The following is a 16,900-nucleotide window of genomic DNA, read 5'->3' as shown; positions in this document are numbered from 1 at the left end:
TAGCTTAGTCGCGGCTTTCCGGGGTTTCGACCAGGATATCCAGATCGTCGCCGCCCATCGCGTCTTCGTCCATCACCGGTGCGGCCAGGGCTGCAGCGGCTTCGGCTTCTTCGCGGCGGGCTTCCAGAACCACGTTGTCGCGGCCCTGGGCAATGGCGCGCACTGCCTGGGTCGCACCACCGGTGCCGGCCGGGATCAGGCGGCCCACGATGACGTTTTCCTTAAGGCCGACCAGCTTGTCCTTCTTGCCCTGCACCGAAGCCTCGGTGAGAACCCGGGTGGTCTCCTGGAAGGAGGCCGCCGAGATGAAGGAGCGGGTCTGCAGCGACGCCTTGGTGATGCCGAGCAGGATCGGTGCGCCCTGTGCCGGGCGCTTGCCGCGGGCCAGCGATTTCTCGTTGGCTGCGTCAAACTCCTGCTTGTCCACGTGTTCGCCTTTGAGCAGCGTGGTGTCGCCGGAGTCTGAAATCTCCCACTTCTGCAGCATCTGGCGGACGATCACCTCGATGTGCTTGTCGTTGATCTTCACACCCTGCAGGCGGTAGACGTCCTGAACCTCGTCGATCATGTAGTTGGCCAGAGCCTCGACACCCATGATGGACAGGATGTCATGCGGCGCCGGGTTGCCGTCCATGATGTAGTCGCCCTTCTGGACAAAGTCACCTTCCTGAACAGGAATGTGCTTACCCTTGGGCACCATGTATTCAACGGCATCCCGCGTCTCGTCCGACGGTTCGATCGCGATCCGGCGCTTGTTCTTGTAGTCGCGGCCAAAGCGCACGTAACCATCGATTTCGGCGATGATCGCGTGGTCTTTCGGACGACGGGCTTCGAACAATTCGGCAACGCGCGGCAGACCACCCGTGATGTCCTTGGTCTTGGCGCCTTCACGCGGGATACGCGCAACAACGTCACCAGCCACAACCTGATCGCCATCTTCGACCGAGAGGATCGCATCCACCGACATCGGATAGGTCAGCGGATTGCCAAGGTCGTTGCGCATCGGCTCGCCGTTGCTGTCGACCAGGATGATCTCCGGCTTCAGATCCGAGCCTTTCGGAGCCGTGCGCCAGTCGATAACGATCTTCTGGGTCATGCCGGTGGCTTCGTCGGTCTCGTCACGGACAGCCAGGCCCGAGACCAGGTCCACGTATTTGGCAGTACCCGGCTTCTCGGCGATGATCGGCAGGGTATAGGGATCCCATTCGAACAGCTTGTCGCCGCGCGCAATGTCCTGACCTTCCTTGACGAACAGCTTGGAACCGTAACCCAGCTTGTGGCTGGCACGTTCTTCGCCGTGTTCGTCCTGAATGATCAGCTTCATGTTGCGGCCCACAACCATGGTCTCGCCGTTGGCGTTTTCCAGGGTCTGCGGCATCTCGAAGACGATCTTGCCTTCCTGGGACGCTTCCTGGAACGACTGCTGGCCACCCTGGGCAACGCCGCCGATGTGGAAGGTCCGCATCGTCAGCTGGGTGCCGGGTTCGCCGATCGACTGCGCCGCGATGATACCCACCGCTTCGCCTTCGTTCACCTTGGTGCCGCGCGCCAGGTCTCGGCCATAGCACATGGCGCAGACGCCCTCTTCCGACTCGCAGGTCAGCGGCGAGCGGATACGGGTCGACTGAACGCCGGCCTCTTCCACGGCATCCGCCATACGTTCGTCGATCAGCTGGCCTGCAGCAATGATGACTTCTTCGGTGCCAGGACGCAGGATGTCGTCTGCAGCCACGCGGCCCAGAAGACGTTCGCCCAGGGTCGCGACGACTTCACCATCGTTCACAGCCGCTTCGGCAGTGATCGCACGCTCGGTGCCGCAATCGTTCTCACGCACGATGCAGTCCTGTGCGACGTCCACCAGACGGCGGGTCAGGTAACCCGAGTTCGCCGTCTTAAGCGCGGTATCGGACAGACCCTTACGGGCGCCGTGGGTCGAGTTGAAGTACTCGAGAACGGTCAGGCCTTCTTTAAAGTTCGAGATGATCGGGGTCTCGATGATGTCGCCGTTCGGCTTGGCCATCAGGCCGCGCATGCCGCCCAGCTGCTTCATCTGGGTAACCGAGCCACGCGCACCGGAGTGGGCCATCATGTAAACCGAGTTCGGTTCCATAACGGCACCAGCCTCGTCGCGCTTGTCAGCCGAGATGGTGCCCATCATCGCGTCGGTGACCTTGTCGTTACATTTGGACCATGCATCGACAACTTTGTTGTACTTTTCGCCCTGGGTGATCAGGCCGTCCATGTACTGCTGTTCAAAGTCCTTCACCTGATCACGGGTTTCTTCAACCAGCGTCCATTTGGTGTCGGGGATCACCATGTCGTCCTTGCCGAACGAAATGCCCGCCTTGAACGCTTCGCGGAAGCCCATGGTCATGATCTGGTCACAGAAGATAACCGATTCCTTCTGACCGCAGTAGCGGTAGACGGTGTCGATGACCTGCTGCACTTCTTTCTTCCGCAGCAGGCGGTTGACCAGCTCAAACGGGGCTTTGACGTTTTTCGGCAGCAGCGCGCCCAGACGGACACGGCCAGGCGTGGTTTCAAACCGCGACTTAACCTCGTTGCCTTCTTCGTCGAACTGGGTGATCCGGGCGGTGATCTTGGTGTGCATGTGCACAACACCAGCGTCCAGCGCATGCTGAACTTCTTCGATCGAGCCGAACACCATGCCTTCGCCCGGCATGCCTTCGCGTTCCAGGGTCACATAGTAAAGACCCAGGATCATATCCTGCGAGGGAACAATGATCGGTGCGCCGTTGGCCGGCGACAGAACGTTGTTCGTGGACATCATCAGGACGCGCGCTTCCAGCTGGGCCTCAAGGCTCAGAGGGACATGCACAGCCATCTGGTCGCCGTCAAAGTCCGCGTTGAACGCCGAGCAGACCAGCGGGTGCAGCTGGATGGCCTTACCTTCGATCAGCGTGGGTTCAAACGCCTGGATGCCAAGACGGTGCAGCGTCGGTGCGCGGTTCAGCATCACCGGGTGTTCGCGGATCACCTCGTCGAGGATATCCCAGACTTCGGGACGCTCTTTTTCGACCAGCTTCTTCGCCTGCTTCACGGTGCTGGACAGGCCCTTGGCCTCCAGACGCGAATAGATGAAGGGCTTGAAGAGTTCGAGCGCCATCTTCTTGGGCAAGCCGCATTGGTGCAGCTTCAGTTCCGGACCGGTCACAATGACCGAACGGCCGGAGAAGTCGACGCGCTTACCCAAAAGGTTCTGACGGAAGCGGCCCTGCTTGCCTTTCAGCATATCGGACAGCGATTTCAGCGGACGCTTGTTGGCGCCGGTGATCACGCGGCCGCGGCGGCCGTTGTCGAACAGCGCATCCACGGATTCCTGCAGCATCCGCTTTTCGTTGCGGACGATGATGTCCGGCGCGCGCAGTTCGATCAGCCGCTTCAGGCGGTTGTTCCGGTTGATCACGCGGCGGTACAGGTCGTTGAGGTCAGAGGTCGCAAAGCGGCCGCCGTCCAGCGGCACCAGCGGACGCAGTTCCGGCGGAATGACCGGGATCACGGTCATGATCATCCATTCCGGACGGTTGCCCGATTCCAGGAAGGATTCCACGACTTTCAGACGCTTGATGATCTTCTTAGGCTTCAGTTCGCCGGTGGCTTCGGCCAGTTCGGCGCGCAGCTGCTCGGCTTCGGATTCCAGGTCGATCTGGGCCAGCATGTCACGGATCGCTTCGGCGCCGATATTGGCGGTGAAAGCGTCCACGCCGAAGGCATCCTGAGCGTCCATGAACTCTTCTTCGGTCATCATCTGGCCATAGGACAGATCGGTCAGGCCCGGCTCGATGACAACATAGTTTTCGAAGTACAGAACCCGCTCCAGATCGCGCAGGGTCATGTCCAGCATCAGGCCGATGCGCGACGGCAGCGACTTGAGGAACCAGATGTGCGCAACCGGTGCAGCCAGCTCGATGTGGCCCATCCGCTCGCGGCGGACTTTCTGCAGGGTGACCTCGACGCCGCATTTTTCGCAAACGACGCCGCGGTACTTCATCCGCTTATATTTACCGCACAGGCATTCGTAGTCTTTGATCGGGCCAAAGATGCGGGCGCAGAACAGGCCGTCGCGCTCGGGCTTGAAGGTCCGGTAGTTGATGGTCTCAGGCTTTTTGATTTCGCCGTAAGACCACGACAGGATCCGTTCCGGCGACGCCAGCGAGACTTTGATTTCATCAAAGACCTTGGGCGGCGTCAGCGGGTTGAACGGGTTGTTGGTGATTTCCTGGTTCATTTTGATACCTCAAATTCGTGCGGAAGGGAGGAGGGGGTAAGGGCCGCAGCCCTTACTCTTCTTCCGCATCCAGGAGTTCCATGTTCAGGCCGAGGCCGCGGACTTCTTTCACCAGAACGTTGAACGATTCCGGTACGCCCGCTTCATAGTTGTCCTCGCCCTTGACGATCGACTCATAGACCTTGGTCCGGCCGGCGACGTCATCCGATTTCACGGTGAGCATCTCCTGCAGGGTGTAGGCGGCGCCGTAAGCTTCGAGAGCCCAGACTTCCATCTCACCAAAGCGCTGACCGCCGAACTGCGCCTTACCGCCCAGCGGCTGCTGGGTAACGAGGCTGTAGGGGCCGGTGGAACGCGCGTGGATCTTGTCGTCCACCAGGTGGTGCAGCTTGAGCAGGTACTTGATGCCAACAGTCACGGGACGCGCGAACTGCTCACCGGTGCGGCCGTCGAACAGGATCGACTGGCCGGACTGGTCAAAGCCCGCACGCACCAGGGCGTTGTTGACGTCGTCTTCCTTGGCGCCATCAAAGACCGGAGTCGCAATCGGCACACCGCGGGTCACATTGCCTGCGGCTTCCACCAGGGCGGCCTCGGTCATGCTGGCGATGCCTTCGTCATAAACGTCGTCGCCATAGGCGTGGTGCATCGCATCACGGACCGGGGTCAGATCGCCCGAGCGGCGGTATTCCTGCAGCGCGTCGTCCACCTTGATGCCAAGACCGCGTGCGGCCCAGCCCATGTGGGTTTCAAGGATCTGACCGACGTTCATACGCGACGGAACGCCCAGCGGGTTAAGACAGAAGTCGACCGGGGTACCGTCGGCGAGGAACGGCATGTCCTCCATCGGCACCACTTTCGAAATCACACCTTTGTTGCCGTGACGGCCGGCCATCTTGTCGCCCGGCTGCAGCTTGCGCTTCACGGCGATGAAGACTTTGACCATCTTCATCACACCCGGCGGCAGGTCGTCGCCGCGGCGGACCTTCTCGACCTTGTCCTCGAAACGGGCATCCAGGGCGCGCTTTTGCGCCTCGTACTGCTCGTTCAAGGCCTCGACCACCTGGGCGTCCTTCTCGTCTTCCAGCGCCAGCATCCACCACTGACCGCGCGACAGCGTGTCCAGCAGATCTTCGGTGATTTCGGCACCCGGACGCACGCCTTTCGGACCTTTGACAGCAACTTTGCCCAGGATCATGCCGCGCAGACGCGCATAGATGTTGCGGTCCAGGATCGCCAGCTCGTCGTCCCGGTCACGGGCCAGACGTTCGACTTCCTCACGCTCGATCTGCAGCGCACGCTCGTCTTTTTCAACGCCGTGGCGATTGAAGACGCGGACCTCAACCACAGTACCGTAGTCGCCCGGCTTCACGCGCAGCGAGGTGTCGCGCACGTCAGATGCTTTTTCGCCGAAGATGGCGCGCAGCAGCTTTTCTTCCGGGGTCATCGGGCTTTCGCCCTTGGGCGTGATCTTACCGACCAGAATATCGCCCGGTTCCACATCGGCACCGATGTAGACGATGCCCGCCTCGTCGAGGTTGCGCAGGGCTTCCTCGCCGACGTTGGGGATGTCGCGGGTGATTTCTTCCGGACCAAGCTTGGTGTCACGGGCGGCGACTTCGAATTCCTCGATGTGAACCGAGGTGAAGACGTCGTCGCGCGCGATGCGCTCGGAGATCAGGATCGAGTCTTCGTAGTTGTAGCCGTTCCACGGCATGAACGCGACGACCACGTTTTTACCCAAGGCCAGTTCGCCCATATCGGTCGACGGACCGTCGGCGATGACTTCGCCCTTGGTCACAGTGTCGCCCACCTTCACCAGCGGGCGCTGGTTGATACAGGTGTTCTGGTTCGAACGCTGGAACTTGCGCATACGGTAGATGTCAACGCCCGCGTCGCCCAGCTCCAGATCGGAGGTGGCCCGGATCACGATACGCTGCGCATCGACCTGGTCGATGATGCCCGCACGCTTGGCCTGAATGGCCGCGCCGGAGTCGATCGCCACTTTTTCCTCGATACCGGTGCCGACCAGCGGCGCCTCGGCCCGCAGAAGCGGAACCGCCTGACGTTGCATGTTCGAGCCCATCAGAGCCCGGTTAGCATCGTCGTTTTCCAGGAACGGGATCAGCGAGGCCGCAACCGATACCAGCTGTTTCGGCGAGACGTCGATCAGGTCCACGCTTTCGCGCGGCGCCAGGGTGTAGTCGCCGGACTGGCGGGTAGAGACCAGGTCGTTGATGAACTTGCCATCTTCGTCCAGGGTCGCGTTCGCCTGCGCCACAGTGTGGCGCATTTCTTCGGTCGCGGACATGTAGTGAACTTCGTCAGTCACCTTCGCTTCGTTCACGACGCGATAGGGTGTCTCAATGAAGCCGTACTTGTTCACACGGGCAAAGGTCGCCAGCGAGTTGATCAGACCGATGTTCGGGCCTTCCGGCGTTTCAATCGGGCACATCCGGCCATAGTGGGTCGGATGAACGTCGCGGACTTCAAAGCCTGCGCGCTCGCGGGTCAGACCGCCGGGGCCAAGCGCCGAGAGACGGCGTTTGTGGGTGACTTCCGACAGCGGGTTGGTCTGGTCCATGAACTGCGACAGCTGCGAGGAGCCGAAGAATTCACGCACCGCGGCCGCAGCGGGCTTGGCGTTGATCAGATCCTGCGGCATCACGGTGTCGATCTCGACCGAGGACATACGTTCCTTGATCGCACGCTCCATCCGCAACAGGCCGACGCGGTACTGGTTTTCCATCAGCTCGCCGACGGACCGTACACGGCGGTTGCCAAGGTGGTCGATGTCGTCGATATCGCCGCGGCCGTCCCGCAGGTCGACCAGCGCCTTGATACAGGCGACGATGTCTTCCTTGCGCAGGGTGCGCTGGGTGTCCTCGGCGTCCAGTGCCAGGCGCATGTTCATCTTCACGCGGCCAACTGCGGACAGGTCGTAACGCTCGCTATCGAAGAACAGGGTGTCGAACAGGGCCGACGCAGCCTCGACGGTGGGCGGCTCGCCCGGGCGCATCACACGGTAGATATCCATAAGCGCGGTGTCGCGGGACCGGTTCTTGTCCTGCGCCATAGTGTTGCGCATGTAGGGGCCGACGTTGACGTTGTCGATGTCCAGCACCGGAATGTCAGTGATGCCGGCATCCAGCAGACCTTTCAGCGAGCCGCCGATCAGTTCGCCGTCTTTGTCGTATTCCAGGGTCAGCTCATCACCGGCTTCGACATAGATCGCGCCGTTTTCTTCATTGATGATGTCCTGGGAGACATATTTGCCGACGATATGCTCGAAGGGCACCAGAAGCTCGGTGATGGTGCCTTCTTCGATCATCTTCTTGACGGCGCGCGGAGTGACCTTTTTGCCGGCTTCGCAGATGATTTCGCCAGTGGCCGCATCGACCAGGTCATAGGTCGGGCGGGTGCCGCGCACACGGTCGGGGAAGAACGGGGTAACCCAGCCGCGGGACTTTTCCAGCTTGAACTGGACGGTGTTGTAATAGGCGCTCATGATGGCGTCCTGGTCCAGGCCCAGGGCGTACAGCAGAGTGGTCACCGGCAGTTTGCGGCGGCGGTCGATACGGGCAAAGACGATGTCCTTGGCGTCGAATTCGAAATCCAGCCAGGAGCCGCGGTACGGGATGATGCGGCAGGCAAACAGCAGCTTGCCCGAGGAGTGGGTCTTGCCTTTGTCGTGGTCAAAGAACACGCCCGGCGAACGGTGCATCTGGGACACGATCACACGCTCGGTGCCGTTGACGACAAAAGTGCCGTTCGGGGTCATCAGGGGCATGTCGCCCATGAAGACATCCTGTTCCTTGATGTCTTTTACCGACTTGGCGCCGGTATCTTCGTCCACATCAAAGACGATCAGGCGCAGGGTGACCTTCAGCGGCGCGCTGTAGGTCATGTCGCGCTGCATGCATTCTTCGACGTCGTATTTCGGTTTTTCAAACGCGTATTTGCCGAACTCCAGGACCGAAGTCTCGTTGAAGTCCTTGATCGGGAAAACCGACTGGAACACACCTTTGATGCCTTCGCCGTCCAGCGGCTCGGCTTCATCGCCAGAGCGCAGGAACAGGTCGTAGGAAGATTTCTGCACCTCAATGAGGTTCGGCATCTCCAGCACTTCGCGGATTTTGCCGTAGTATTTGCGTAGACGTTTCTGGCCAAGGAACGATTGAGCCATGTCAGATGTCACCTTTCGAGTTCTCACCGGTCAAGGATGCCGCCGGGCCCCGGCACCTTGCCCATACGAGACAGCGCGTTCGGATCAATTCATGGCCACCGTCCCGAAGGCAGCCTCCCGATCCTTTGAACTCCGCCTGAAAAAACGCCTCCTCAGAGGCCCTTTCTAAGACAGGTTCGGCTGGGCCCGGAAAACTCCGGACCCAGCCAAAATTCCGATGCATCAGAAATGCACCAGGAGCAGGGCTTAGGCCAGCTCGACTTCGGCGCCAGCTGCTTCCAGCTTGGCTTTGACGTCTTCGGCTTCGTCCTTGGACACGCCTTCTTTGATCTTGCCGCCGGCTTCGACCAGTTCTTTGGCTTCTTTCAGGCCCAGACCGGTCAGACCGCGGACTTCTTTGATCACGTTGATCTTGGAAGCGCCGGCGTTCTTCAGAACGACGTCGAATTCGGTCTTTTCTTCTTCAGCAGCTGCGCCGCCGTCGGCCGCAGCCATGACAACTGCGCCGCCAGCTGCGGGCTCGATGCCGTACTCATCCTTCAGGATGGTTTTCAGTTCTTGTGCTTCCAGCAGGGTCAGACCCACGATGCTTTCTGCGAGTGCTTTCAGATCAGCCATTGTATCAGCTCTTTCCGTTTACAGTATGTGTGTTCCAACGTGCAGGCTTTGCCCCACGCCAGTCATTCAGTGCCAACCGCTTACGCAGCTTCCGCCTTCTCTTCGATGGTCGAAAGGATGCTTGCGATGTTGCTTGCAGGTGCGCCAATTGCGCCGGCGATGTTGGAAGCGGGTGCGCCAATGCAGCTTGCGATCTGAGCAATAAGCTCGTCGCGGGACGGCATTTTCGACACGGCTTCGACGCCTGCGCGGTCCAGAGCATTCTCACCCATTGCGCCGCCGAGGATCTCAAACTTTTTGTTATCCTTGGCGAAACCCTCGGCCACTTTTGCAGCGGACACGGGGTCTTCGGAATAGGTCAGAACGGTCATCCCTGTCAGCAGGCCAGACATGTTTTCACACGGCTTTCCCTCGAGGGCGATTTTGGCGAGCCTGTTTTTGGCAACACGCACAGAGCTGTTCGCGTCGCTTGCACGCGCGCGCAGATCCTGCATCTCGGCAACTGTCAGACCGGCGTAGTGGGCAACCACTACGACGCCAGAGCTTTCGAAGATCTGGCCGAGTTCCTCGACCACTTTCTCTTTCTGGGCTCTATCCACAGTTCTCTCCAAGTTAGGGATGCTTGTGCATCCCGGCTCATATTTGCCGGTCCGTAAGGCCCGGCGTTCAGGTCCGTTTTACGGGATGAGCCAAATCCGCCCGAGGGAATGAAAACCCTCGATCTTCTTGGTCTGTACCCGTCTCAGGAGGGAGATTAAGGCCCGATCGAAAGGCCGCCCACCATCTTGGACGAAATGAAATAAAGCGCACGACGAATCGCACGCTTTATCTCGTAGCCGTAGTTAGTCGTATTTTACGGGATTTCCAAGGGGGAAACTGGCCGCCTCAGGCAAATTCACCGGGCCGCTAGGCAGACCTGCCCGCGATGAGATTCCAAGCAGCCCTTCAGCACACGCGCCTCGCCGGAGGTGAGCGTCATCGCTGCAGTCTTGCCGAACCGGCTGCTGTCCCGGCCAAGCGACGGAAACAGCGACAGCAGTTCACGGCGCTGCGCCCAATCCAGCGCAGCCACAGATCCTGGCGCCAGAAAGAAACTTTCTGTCAGCACGCCATTGGAGCGCACGATGTGATGCCGGTCGAACATGAAGTGGAAATAGCGGATTTTGGCCTGCTCACGGATCCCGACTCCCGGAAGCCCGCACAGATGCTTTGCAGCCACCAGGACATCTGACTGGCCGAACAGCATCTCGGCAACCGGCAATGCCACATGAACCCTGTGCTGCTGCGAAAGAACCAGCTCATCCGCATTTCCAATCGCCCCGGGCGCAAAGACCACAGGCGCAAAGCTGCCGTGGCCGCAGACCGATGCGGCCGCGACCCAGCGCACCGGCTGCAGGCCGGCCTCTTTGGTCCAGACGCGCTGCCCCTTGGTGATATCCTCAACCGCCACCTGGCCATCTGCGGCATCAATCAGTGTCCCGGCCCCAAAACAGGTGACATAATCCGAATAGCGCGACGTGCCGGTGTTCTGGCCACCGGTCTTTACATAGGATTTCCCGGCTTCAAGCGGCAGGTCCGTCGAATAGCCCCAGACATTTGAGGTCTGGCCGCCCTGTGAAAAGACGTAGACCGTTATCTCCGGCCCAACAGGATTTCCGTTACCGTCGAGCTCGCGCAACAGGATATGCGACTCGGATTCGACCTCGGCACCGTTCGCAACGATGCCGCCGCCATCGGTTATGACGTGATCAGATTCCCGGTCGTCATTGAACCTGTTCCGCCCGCCGCCGGTATCATTCAGCGTGACATTGGTTCCGGCGCCGCCGGAATAGGCGAAAACCGTCCCGTTGGGCGTGTCCGAATTATTGATGACCGCATTACCGACAATCGAGCCGTTTGAACTCGATGTGACAACCAGACTCGAACTGTCCTGAGCAAAGAAACTGCGAAGCGCCATAGGTTGCAATTATGAGCGCAGCCAAGCGGGCACAAGGGTAAATACCCGGTTAAGATGCGCCGCACGGTGATTTGAGCAACAGACCGCCGCCCGGCAAAAGAAAAGGCCCCGGGCGATGCACCCGGGGCCCGTATTCTGGCAATGCTGACCGGATTACTCGGTGACAGCGTTGTCCACGTCAACCGTGACGCCCGGACCCATGGTCGAGGTCAGGTTGATCTTTTTCATGTAAGCGCCCTTGGCGCCCGACGGACGGGCCTTGGCCACAGCCGAGATGAAGGCACGGACGTTTTCGACCAGCTTGGCTTCGTCAAACGAGGCTTTGCCGACGCCTGCGTGCACAACGCCGCCTTTTTCCGCCTTGAACTGGACTTCGCCGCCCTTGGCCGCTTCGACAGCTGCCTTGACGTCCATGGTCACGGTGCCGACCTTGGGGTTCGGCATCAGGTTGCGCGGGCCGAGGATTTTACCCAGACGGCCAACAACGGGCATCATGTCCGGGGTTGCGATGCAACGGTCAAAGTCGATGCTGCCGCCCTGGATGGCTTCCATCAGGTCTTCGGCGCCGACGATGTCTGCACCAGCCGCGGTGGCTTCTTCTGCCTTGGGGCCGCGGGCGAACACTGCAACGCGCATGGCTTTGCCGGTGCCGTTCGGCAGGCCGACAACACCGCGGACCATCTGGTCCGCGTGGCGGGTGTCAACACCCAAGCTCATGGCGATTTCGACGGTTTCGTCGAATTTCGCAGTGGCGTTCGCCTTGATCAGGGACACAGCTTCTTCGACCGACAGGTTATCTTTGCCAGCCAGAGCTTCGCGCGCGGCGCGGGTACGTTTACCGAGCTTTGCCATCTTACTTCACCTCGATGCCCATGGAGCGGGCAGAGCCCAGGATGATCTGCATTGCCGCGTCGATGTCGTTGGCGTTCAGATCTTTCATCTTGGCTTCGGCGATTTCTTTCACCTGGGCCGCGGTCACGGTGCCGACGGTTTCACGCGACGGGGTTTTTGCACCCGACTTAACCTTGGCAGCCTTCTTCAGGTAGTAAGACGCGGGCGGCGTCTTGATGTCCATGGTGAAGGACTTGTCCTGATAGTAGGTGATCACGGTCGGGCACGGCGCGCCGGGCTCCATGTCTGCGGTCTTGGCGTTGAACGCCTTGCAGAATTCCATGATGTTGATGCCGCGCTGACCCAGCGCCGGACCAACCGGCGGGCTTGGGTTTGCCTGACCGGCTTTAACTTGCAGCTTCATCGTGCCGACGAGCTTCTTGGCCATTGGCCTTCTCCTTTTCCAACACCCTTGGGACGCGTCCTTCGGGCTTCTTTGCTGTGTGGTCCGGCCTTGGCACCGCGGTGCCGCCGCCTCCCACGCTCGGGGTGCCGGCCAAAACGGCCGGCGTCACATCAGATCTGTTTGGTGACCTGAGTGAAATCCAGTTCGACCGGGGTTTCCCGGCCAAAGATCGAAACGGTGACCTTGAGCTTCTGGCTGTCCTCGTCGACCTCTTCGACCATGCCGTCGAAATCTTCGAACGGGCCGTCGTTGACCTTGACCTTCTCGCCGATCTCGAAATGGATCAGCGTGCGCGGTGCTTCGACGCCTTCCTCGACGCGGCCCAGGATGCCCTGCACCTCGGCGTCGCGCATCGGCATCGGGCGGCCCTGCGGGCCCAGGAAGCCAGTGACCCGGTTGATCGAGGAGATCAGATGGTAGCCGCGGTCGGACATCTCCATATGCACCAGCACGTAGCCAGGCATGAACCGGCGCTCGGTCGAGACTTTCTTGCCGCGGCGGATCTCAATCACCTCTTCGGTGGGGACCAGCACTTCGTCGATCTCGTCCTCAAGGCCCTGTTCTGCGACCGAGGTGCGGATTTGCTCTGCGATTTTCTTTTCGAAATTCGAAAGAACGCTGACCGAATACCACCGTTTCGCCATGAACCGTCGTCCTTGTTTTGCCAGGCGGGCCATTGCCGCGCCGCCGCTTTATCATCCCGATGCAGCCCGTAAGCTGCGCTCTCCAACTAAAAGCGGCGTGCAAACCGAATCGCCGCACGCCCGCCTCAATAGTTACGGCTCACCTACCGTCCATTGCCGCCAAGATCAAGGGCGGCACAGCAACACGGGCTTGGAAGCCAGCAAACTGCCGCAGGCTTAGCCGAACATCCCCAGAAGACCCTGCAGGCCATAGCGGATCAGCAGGTCGACCAGTGCAAAGAACACCGCCGTAAGCGCCGCCATGATAAACACCATGACCGTGGTCAGCAGCACCTCGCGCCGGGTCGGCCAAACGACCTTGGACACTTCGGCACGGACTTGCTGAATGAACTGAACTGGATTGATAGTCGCCATACTGGGGGTGTCTCTCTGCTAGCAGTGGTCGCGATTTAACGCCTGCTGCCGGTAAATTCAAGCCCTGCTCCGGCGGCAGGGCAGCTTAGGCCGCCCAGTCAATCCAATTTTAATCCACTTGCTGCAAAACTGTCCCAAGCAGCCCCGGCGCCATGTGTGCGCCGTGCAGGCATATCCCGCGTTTATTGATGAGATTGGATGCCATGACACCAGCATATTCCTTATCCCAGGCCGAACAGCTTGAACGTGACTCCAAATTTGAGGATGCCGTGCTTGCCTATTCCGGCATCCTGGCACGCAACCCGAAGAATACCCGCGCCCTGCAAGCGCTGGACTCCCTGCGCGGCCGCCTGCGCGAACAGCGCGAGCCCTCGCCGGACACCAAAGCGGAACTGGAGACAGCGCTTGCCGCCGGCCGCCATTTCGACGCGGCTGACAGCTGCGGCGCCTTGCTCAAGACGTTCCGCGATTCGCATTTCCTGTGGGATTTCCTGGGCCGCTGCCATCTGGCGGCAGGTCATATGGACAATGCCGCAACCTGCCTGAACAAGGCCTGCGGGCTGGACCCCCAGGAAGCGGGCACCTATGCCGCGATGGGCCGCGTCCATATGGCCCGCGGGCAGCATGACAACGCCATGGCTCTGTACCAGAAAGCCCTGAAGCTGGACGCCGAATGCCTGCCCGCCCTGCGCAGCATGGCCGAAGCCCTGCCGCTGGAGGGCCGCAGCATCGAGGCCGCCGGTGTTCTGCGCCAGGCGGTTTCCCTTGCCCCTGAAGATGCCTCACTGCATTTCACTTTGGCCGGCCTGCTGCAGAAGCTGGGCGCCACGGCTGAGGCCAAGGAACATTACACCCGAGCCGCCAGCCTGGATCCGCAGCTGACCGAAGCGCACTTCCAGCTTGGCCTGCAGCTTAAGGCCGAGGGCCGGTTTGCGGATGCCCTGCCCTGTTTTGACAGAATTCTGCAGATTTCCCCATCCGACGACCGCAGCCGCACCCAGCGGCTGCATGTTCTGGCGGAGCTCAATGACTGGCGGTGGGTGCAGGAATACGCGGACTGCCGGCGCCTGCTGGGCTTGCGTGGCAGCGGCTGCGATCCAAGCGTGCTGATGCTGATGGAAGACAACCCGGATCTGCTGCGGGCCCGTGCCCAGGCTTATGCCGGCGACGCATTTCCGGTGATAGAGCCGCAAACGGCGCCACCCGTCCGGCAGCGTCCCGCCCGGCTGCGGATAGGGTACTTTTTTGCCGGCAGTGATGGAGACGCAGTTGCAATCCGGCACGCGGCAATGCTGGCAGCCCACGATAGCACCCGGTTTGAAATCCACGCCTATGCCACCGGCTCCGGGCTGTCGGCAAAGACCGCTGCCGAACTGAGCCAAACCGTCTCCTGCTTCAGGCAATTGGGCGGAACAGCCGGACAAGAAGCGGCCGTCGCAGTCAAGGCAGACTGTCTGGACATTGCCGTGGATGTCTCAGGCTATACAAACGGCAGCCTGAACCACTTATTTTCCGGCCGGCTGGCTCCGCTGCACATTGCATGGCCGGGTTACCCCGGCACCATGGGCACCGCCGCCTTCGACTACCTGATCGGCGATCACACCGTGTGCCCGCCCGGCAGCGAACGGTATCACAACGAACACCTGCTGCGCCTGCCGGCAAGCCATCTGGCTGTTACACCAGCGCCGGCCGCAGCGGCGGGCAGCCCGGACCGGGTCGGCTGCGGCCTGCCGGAGACTGGGTTTGTATTCTGCAACTTTGCCGCAGGCAGCCGGATCACCCCGTCAGAATTCAACATCTGGATGCGGCTGCTGAGCGGGGCCAAGGACAGCGTTCTGTGGCTGCAGGATAACGGCGCGCATGCAGTGTCCAACCTGCGCCGGGCGGCGGCAGCGCGCGGCATTGATCCGGACCGGCTCATCTTTGCACCGCCTGTCCCGCCGGCGGAACACCAGGCCCGCCTGCCGCTGGCAGATTTGTTTCTGGACACCTTCACTGTGAATTCCCGCAGCGCCGCCCAGTCAGCCTTGGCTGCCAGGCTGCCGGTGCTCACCTTGCCGGGACAGCAATTCGCCGCCCGCACTGTCGCAAGCCTGCTGCAGGCCGCCGGGCTGCCGGAACTGATCGCCGCCAGTACAGAAGACTACGAGGCGAAGGCTGCGGGCCTGGCGCAGGATCCGGAGGCCGGCAAGACCTTGAAACACCGCCTCCAGCATGCAGCTTTGCCGCACCCGGCACGCCTGGCACGGCAGGCCGAACAGGCCTATGACGCGGCCTATGACCGGTATTTGCAAGGAGCCGCCCCGGAGCACCTGCCGCTGGCCTGACCATGCAATGGCGCCCGCAGCCCAAGCGGGCGGCTTTCCCGAAGGCGTTTCACTGTGCTTCTGGTGATCCGGTGAACTGGCAGGGGCATCAGGGTTCGAACCCGAGACCTACGGTTTTGGAGACCGTCGCTCTACCAACTGAGCTATACCCCTGCGGTGCGGCATTTCCTAAGGCAGACGTGTTGCGCTGGCAAGAGGAAAAACGGGCTTTCTGCGTACAGGCCTGCGGTTTGGCCGCTGCAGGCTTTGCCATGGCGCAGCCAAGCAGTTAGACAGAGAAGATAACTGCGCCCCTGCGCCGGGACGCCCGAAAATACGAGCCGCCTACCGTGAGTCTGAGAAAGAAAATCGCCGACAGCCCCGGCGTCAACCGCGCCGTCGAGGGGCTGCTTGCCGCCTATGTGCGATTCGCCTTCCGCACCTCGCGCTGGAGCCGCAGCGGTTTTGAAGACATGGACGCCTGCGTGCGCCGTGGCGAACCGGTGATCTTTGTGCTGTGGCACCAGCGGCTGATTATGGCGCCTTATCTGTTTGACACATCGCTGGGCCGCATCTGCGCCCTGACTTCCTCGGCCCGCGCCGGGCGGCTGGCCGGGCAAATCCTGGTCAGGCTTGGGTTTGAGACCATTCCAATGTCCAGCCACAAACGCCATGTGGCGCTGTCGCGCGAAGTGTTGCGCCGCACCAGGGACGGCTGTTCAATCGGGATTGCCGCCGACGGGCCGCGCGGCCCGGCGCGCATATCCTCAACCGTCCCTGTTGTCTGGGCCCGGATGACCGGCTGCCGGGTGTTCACGGTCGCATTCGCCGGGAAAAAAGTAGTTGAGCTGCCAACCTGGGACCGGCAAATGCTGCCTCTGCCATTTTCGCGGGGTGTGCTGATGTGCCAGGAGTGGACAGATGAAGTTCCGAAAAAACCGACTGATGCCGAGGCCGAAAGCTTGCGATTAAGCTTGGAAGCCTCGCTGGAGGCCATCACCGCTGCGGCAGACAGCGCCGCTGGACGGATTTGCAAGCGCCCGCAGTCCCGGATCACCTGAGCACAGCTCCCTGCAAGGGAAGCGGCCCGGAAAATCGATTTTGCCGGCCCGGAAACCGCGCCGGTTTCCGGTTGCCGCAACGCAAAAAGGGCCGCTCTTTCGAGCGGCCCTCTCTATCATTTCAGAGGTGCGGGCTCTCATTGATTTTGCTGCGCAAAACCAACTGCC

The 16,900-nt window shown here is 61.0% G+C and carries 11 protein-coding genes and 1 tRNA gene; 2 read left to right on the top strand and 10 right to left on the bottom strand.

The features are described 5' to 3' along the window. Positions 1–4: 4 nt before the first annotated feature. The 9 genes from rpoC to secE all read right to left on the bottom strand — a co-directional run bounded on the left by rpoC (position 5) and on the right by secE (position 13,365). Complete coding sequence (rpoC, locus tag K3555_RS01195; protein WP_259989295.1) at positions 5–4,249, bottom strand: DNA-directed RNA polymerase subunit beta'; 4,245 nt, start codon at positions 4,247–4,249, stop codon at positions 5–7. Positions 4,250–4,301: 52 nt separating this feature from the next. Then, positions 4,302–8,435 (bottom strand): DNA-directed RNA polymerase subunit beta, encoded by a 4,134-nt coding sequence (rpoB, locus tag K3555_RS01190; protein WP_259989293.1) that lies wholly within the window; start codon positions 8,433–8,435, stop codon positions 4,302–4,304. 246 nt (positions 8,436–8,681) lie between these two features. Continuing rightward, entirely contained in the window at positions 8,682–9,053 is a 372-nt protein-coding gene (gene rplL, locus K3555_RS01185) for a 50S ribosomal protein L7/L12 (RefSeq protein WP_129372232.1), read from the bottom strand. 80 nt (positions 9,054–9,133) lie between these two features. Beyond that, positions 9,134–9,652: a 50S ribosomal protein L10 gene (rplJ, locus tag K3555_RS01180; RefSeq protein WP_259989290.1), complete on the bottom strand. Its 519-nt coding sequence runs from the start codon at positions 9,650–9,652 to the stop codon at positions 9,134–9,136. Between the two features lie 296 nt (positions 9,653–9,948). Continuing rightward, on the bottom strand, positions 9,949–11,010 hold the full coding sequence (locus K3555_RS01175; protein WP_260007095.1) for a Hint domain-containing protein: 1,062 nt from the start codon (positions 11,008–11,010) through the stop codon (positions 9,949–9,951). A gap of 153 nt (positions 11,011–11,163) precedes the next feature. Continuing rightward, positions 11,164–11,862, bottom strand: coding sequence for a 50S ribosomal protein L1 (gene rplA, locus K3555_RS01170; RefSeq protein ID WP_259989286.1), 699 nt, complete (start codon positions 11,860–11,862; stop codon positions 11,164–11,166). 1 nt (position 11,863) lies between these two features. Then, complete coding sequence (gene rplK, locus K3555_RS01165; protein ID WP_129372235.1) at positions 11,864–12,289, bottom strand: 50S ribosomal protein L11; 426 nt, start codon at positions 12,287–12,289, stop codon at positions 11,864–11,866. 128 nt (positions 12,290–12,417) lie between these two features. Then, on the bottom strand, positions 12,418–12,951 hold the full coding sequence (gene nusG, locus K3555_RS01160) for a transcription termination/antitermination protein NusG (protein WP_129372236.1): 534 nt from the start codon (positions 12,949–12,951) through the stop codon (positions 12,418–12,420). A gap of 216 nt (positions 12,952–13,167) precedes the next feature. Then, a complete protein-coding gene (gene secE / locus K3555_RS01155; protein ID WP_027257327.1) occupies positions 13,168–13,365 on the bottom strand; it encodes a preprotein translocase subunit SecE in 198 nt (65 codons plus the stop codon). A 203-nt stretch (positions 13,366–13,568) separates the two neighbouring features. Here secE and K3555_RS01150 point away from each other — a divergent pair, with 203 nt between their 5' ends. Further along, a complete protein-coding gene (locus K3555_RS01150) occupies positions 13,569–15,692 on the top strand; it encodes a tetratricopeptide repeat protein (protein WP_260007094.1) in 2,124 nt (707 codons plus the stop codon). 77 nt (positions 15,693–15,769) lie between these two features. On the opposite strand, the gene K3555_RS01145 is transcribed toward K3555_RS01150, so the two are convergent. Then, positions 15,770–15,845, bottom strand: a tRNA-Trp gene (locus K3555_RS01145). 176 nt (positions 15,846–16,021) lie between these two features. On the opposite strand from K3555_RS01145, the gene K3555_RS01140 reads away from it, so the two are divergent. Continuing rightward, positions 16,022–16,732 carry a lysophospholipid acyltransferase family protein gene (locus tag K3555_RS01140; protein WP_260007093.1) on the top strand — a complete coding sequence of 237 codons (711 nt, stop codon included), beginning with the start codon at positions 16,022–16,024 and terminating at the stop codon, positions 16,730–16,732. The last annotated feature ends 168 nt before the right edge of the window (positions 16,733–16,900 follow it).

Origin of the sequence: Leisingera sp. M527 (assembly GCF_025141525.1) — a bacterium.
Lineage (GTDB): Bacteria > Pseudomonadota > Alphaproteobacteria > Rhodobacterales > Rhodobacteraceae > Leisingera.
Note: the sequence above shows the minus strand (reverse complement) of the source record. Positions and strands in the feature narration are given on the sequence as shown.

Excerpts from the sequence above, each read along its gene's own strand:
- rpoC (WP_259989295.1), bottom strand. The coding sequence starts at position 4,249 with ATGAACCAGGAAATCACCAACAACCCGTTCAACCCGCTGACGCCGCCC.
- rpoB (WP_259989293.1), bottom strand. The coding sequence starts at position 8,435 with ATGGCTCAATCGTTCCTTGGCCAGAAACGTCTACGCAAATACTACGGC.
- rplL (WP_129372232.1), bottom strand. The coding sequence starts at position 9,053 with ATGGCTGATCTGAAAGCACTCGCAGAAAGCATCGTGGGTCTGACCCTG.
- K3555_RS01175 (WP_260007095.1), bottom strand. The coding sequence starts at position 11,010 with ATGGCGCTTCGCAGTTTCTTTGCTCAGGACAGTTCGAGTCTGGTTGTC.
- rplA (WP_259989286.1), bottom strand. The coding sequence starts at position 11,862 with ATGGCAAAGCTCGGTAAACGTACCCGCGCCGCGCGCGAAGCTCTGGCT.
- rplK (WP_129372235.1), bottom strand. The coding sequence starts at position 12,289 with ATGGCCAAGAAGCTCGTCGGCACGATGAAGCTGCAAGTTAAAGCCGGT.
- nusG (WP_129372236.1), bottom strand. The coding sequence starts at position 12,951 with ATGGCGAAACGGTGGTATTCGGTCAGCGTTCTTTCGAATTTCGAAAAG.
- secE (WP_027257327.1), bottom strand. The coding sequence starts at position 13,365 with ATGGCGACTATCAATCCAGTTCAGTTCATTCAGCAAGTCCGTGCCGAA.
- K3555_RS01150 (WP_260007094.1), top strand. The coding sequence starts at position 13,569 with ATGACACCAGCATATTCCTTATCCCAGGCCGAACAGCTTGAACGTGAC.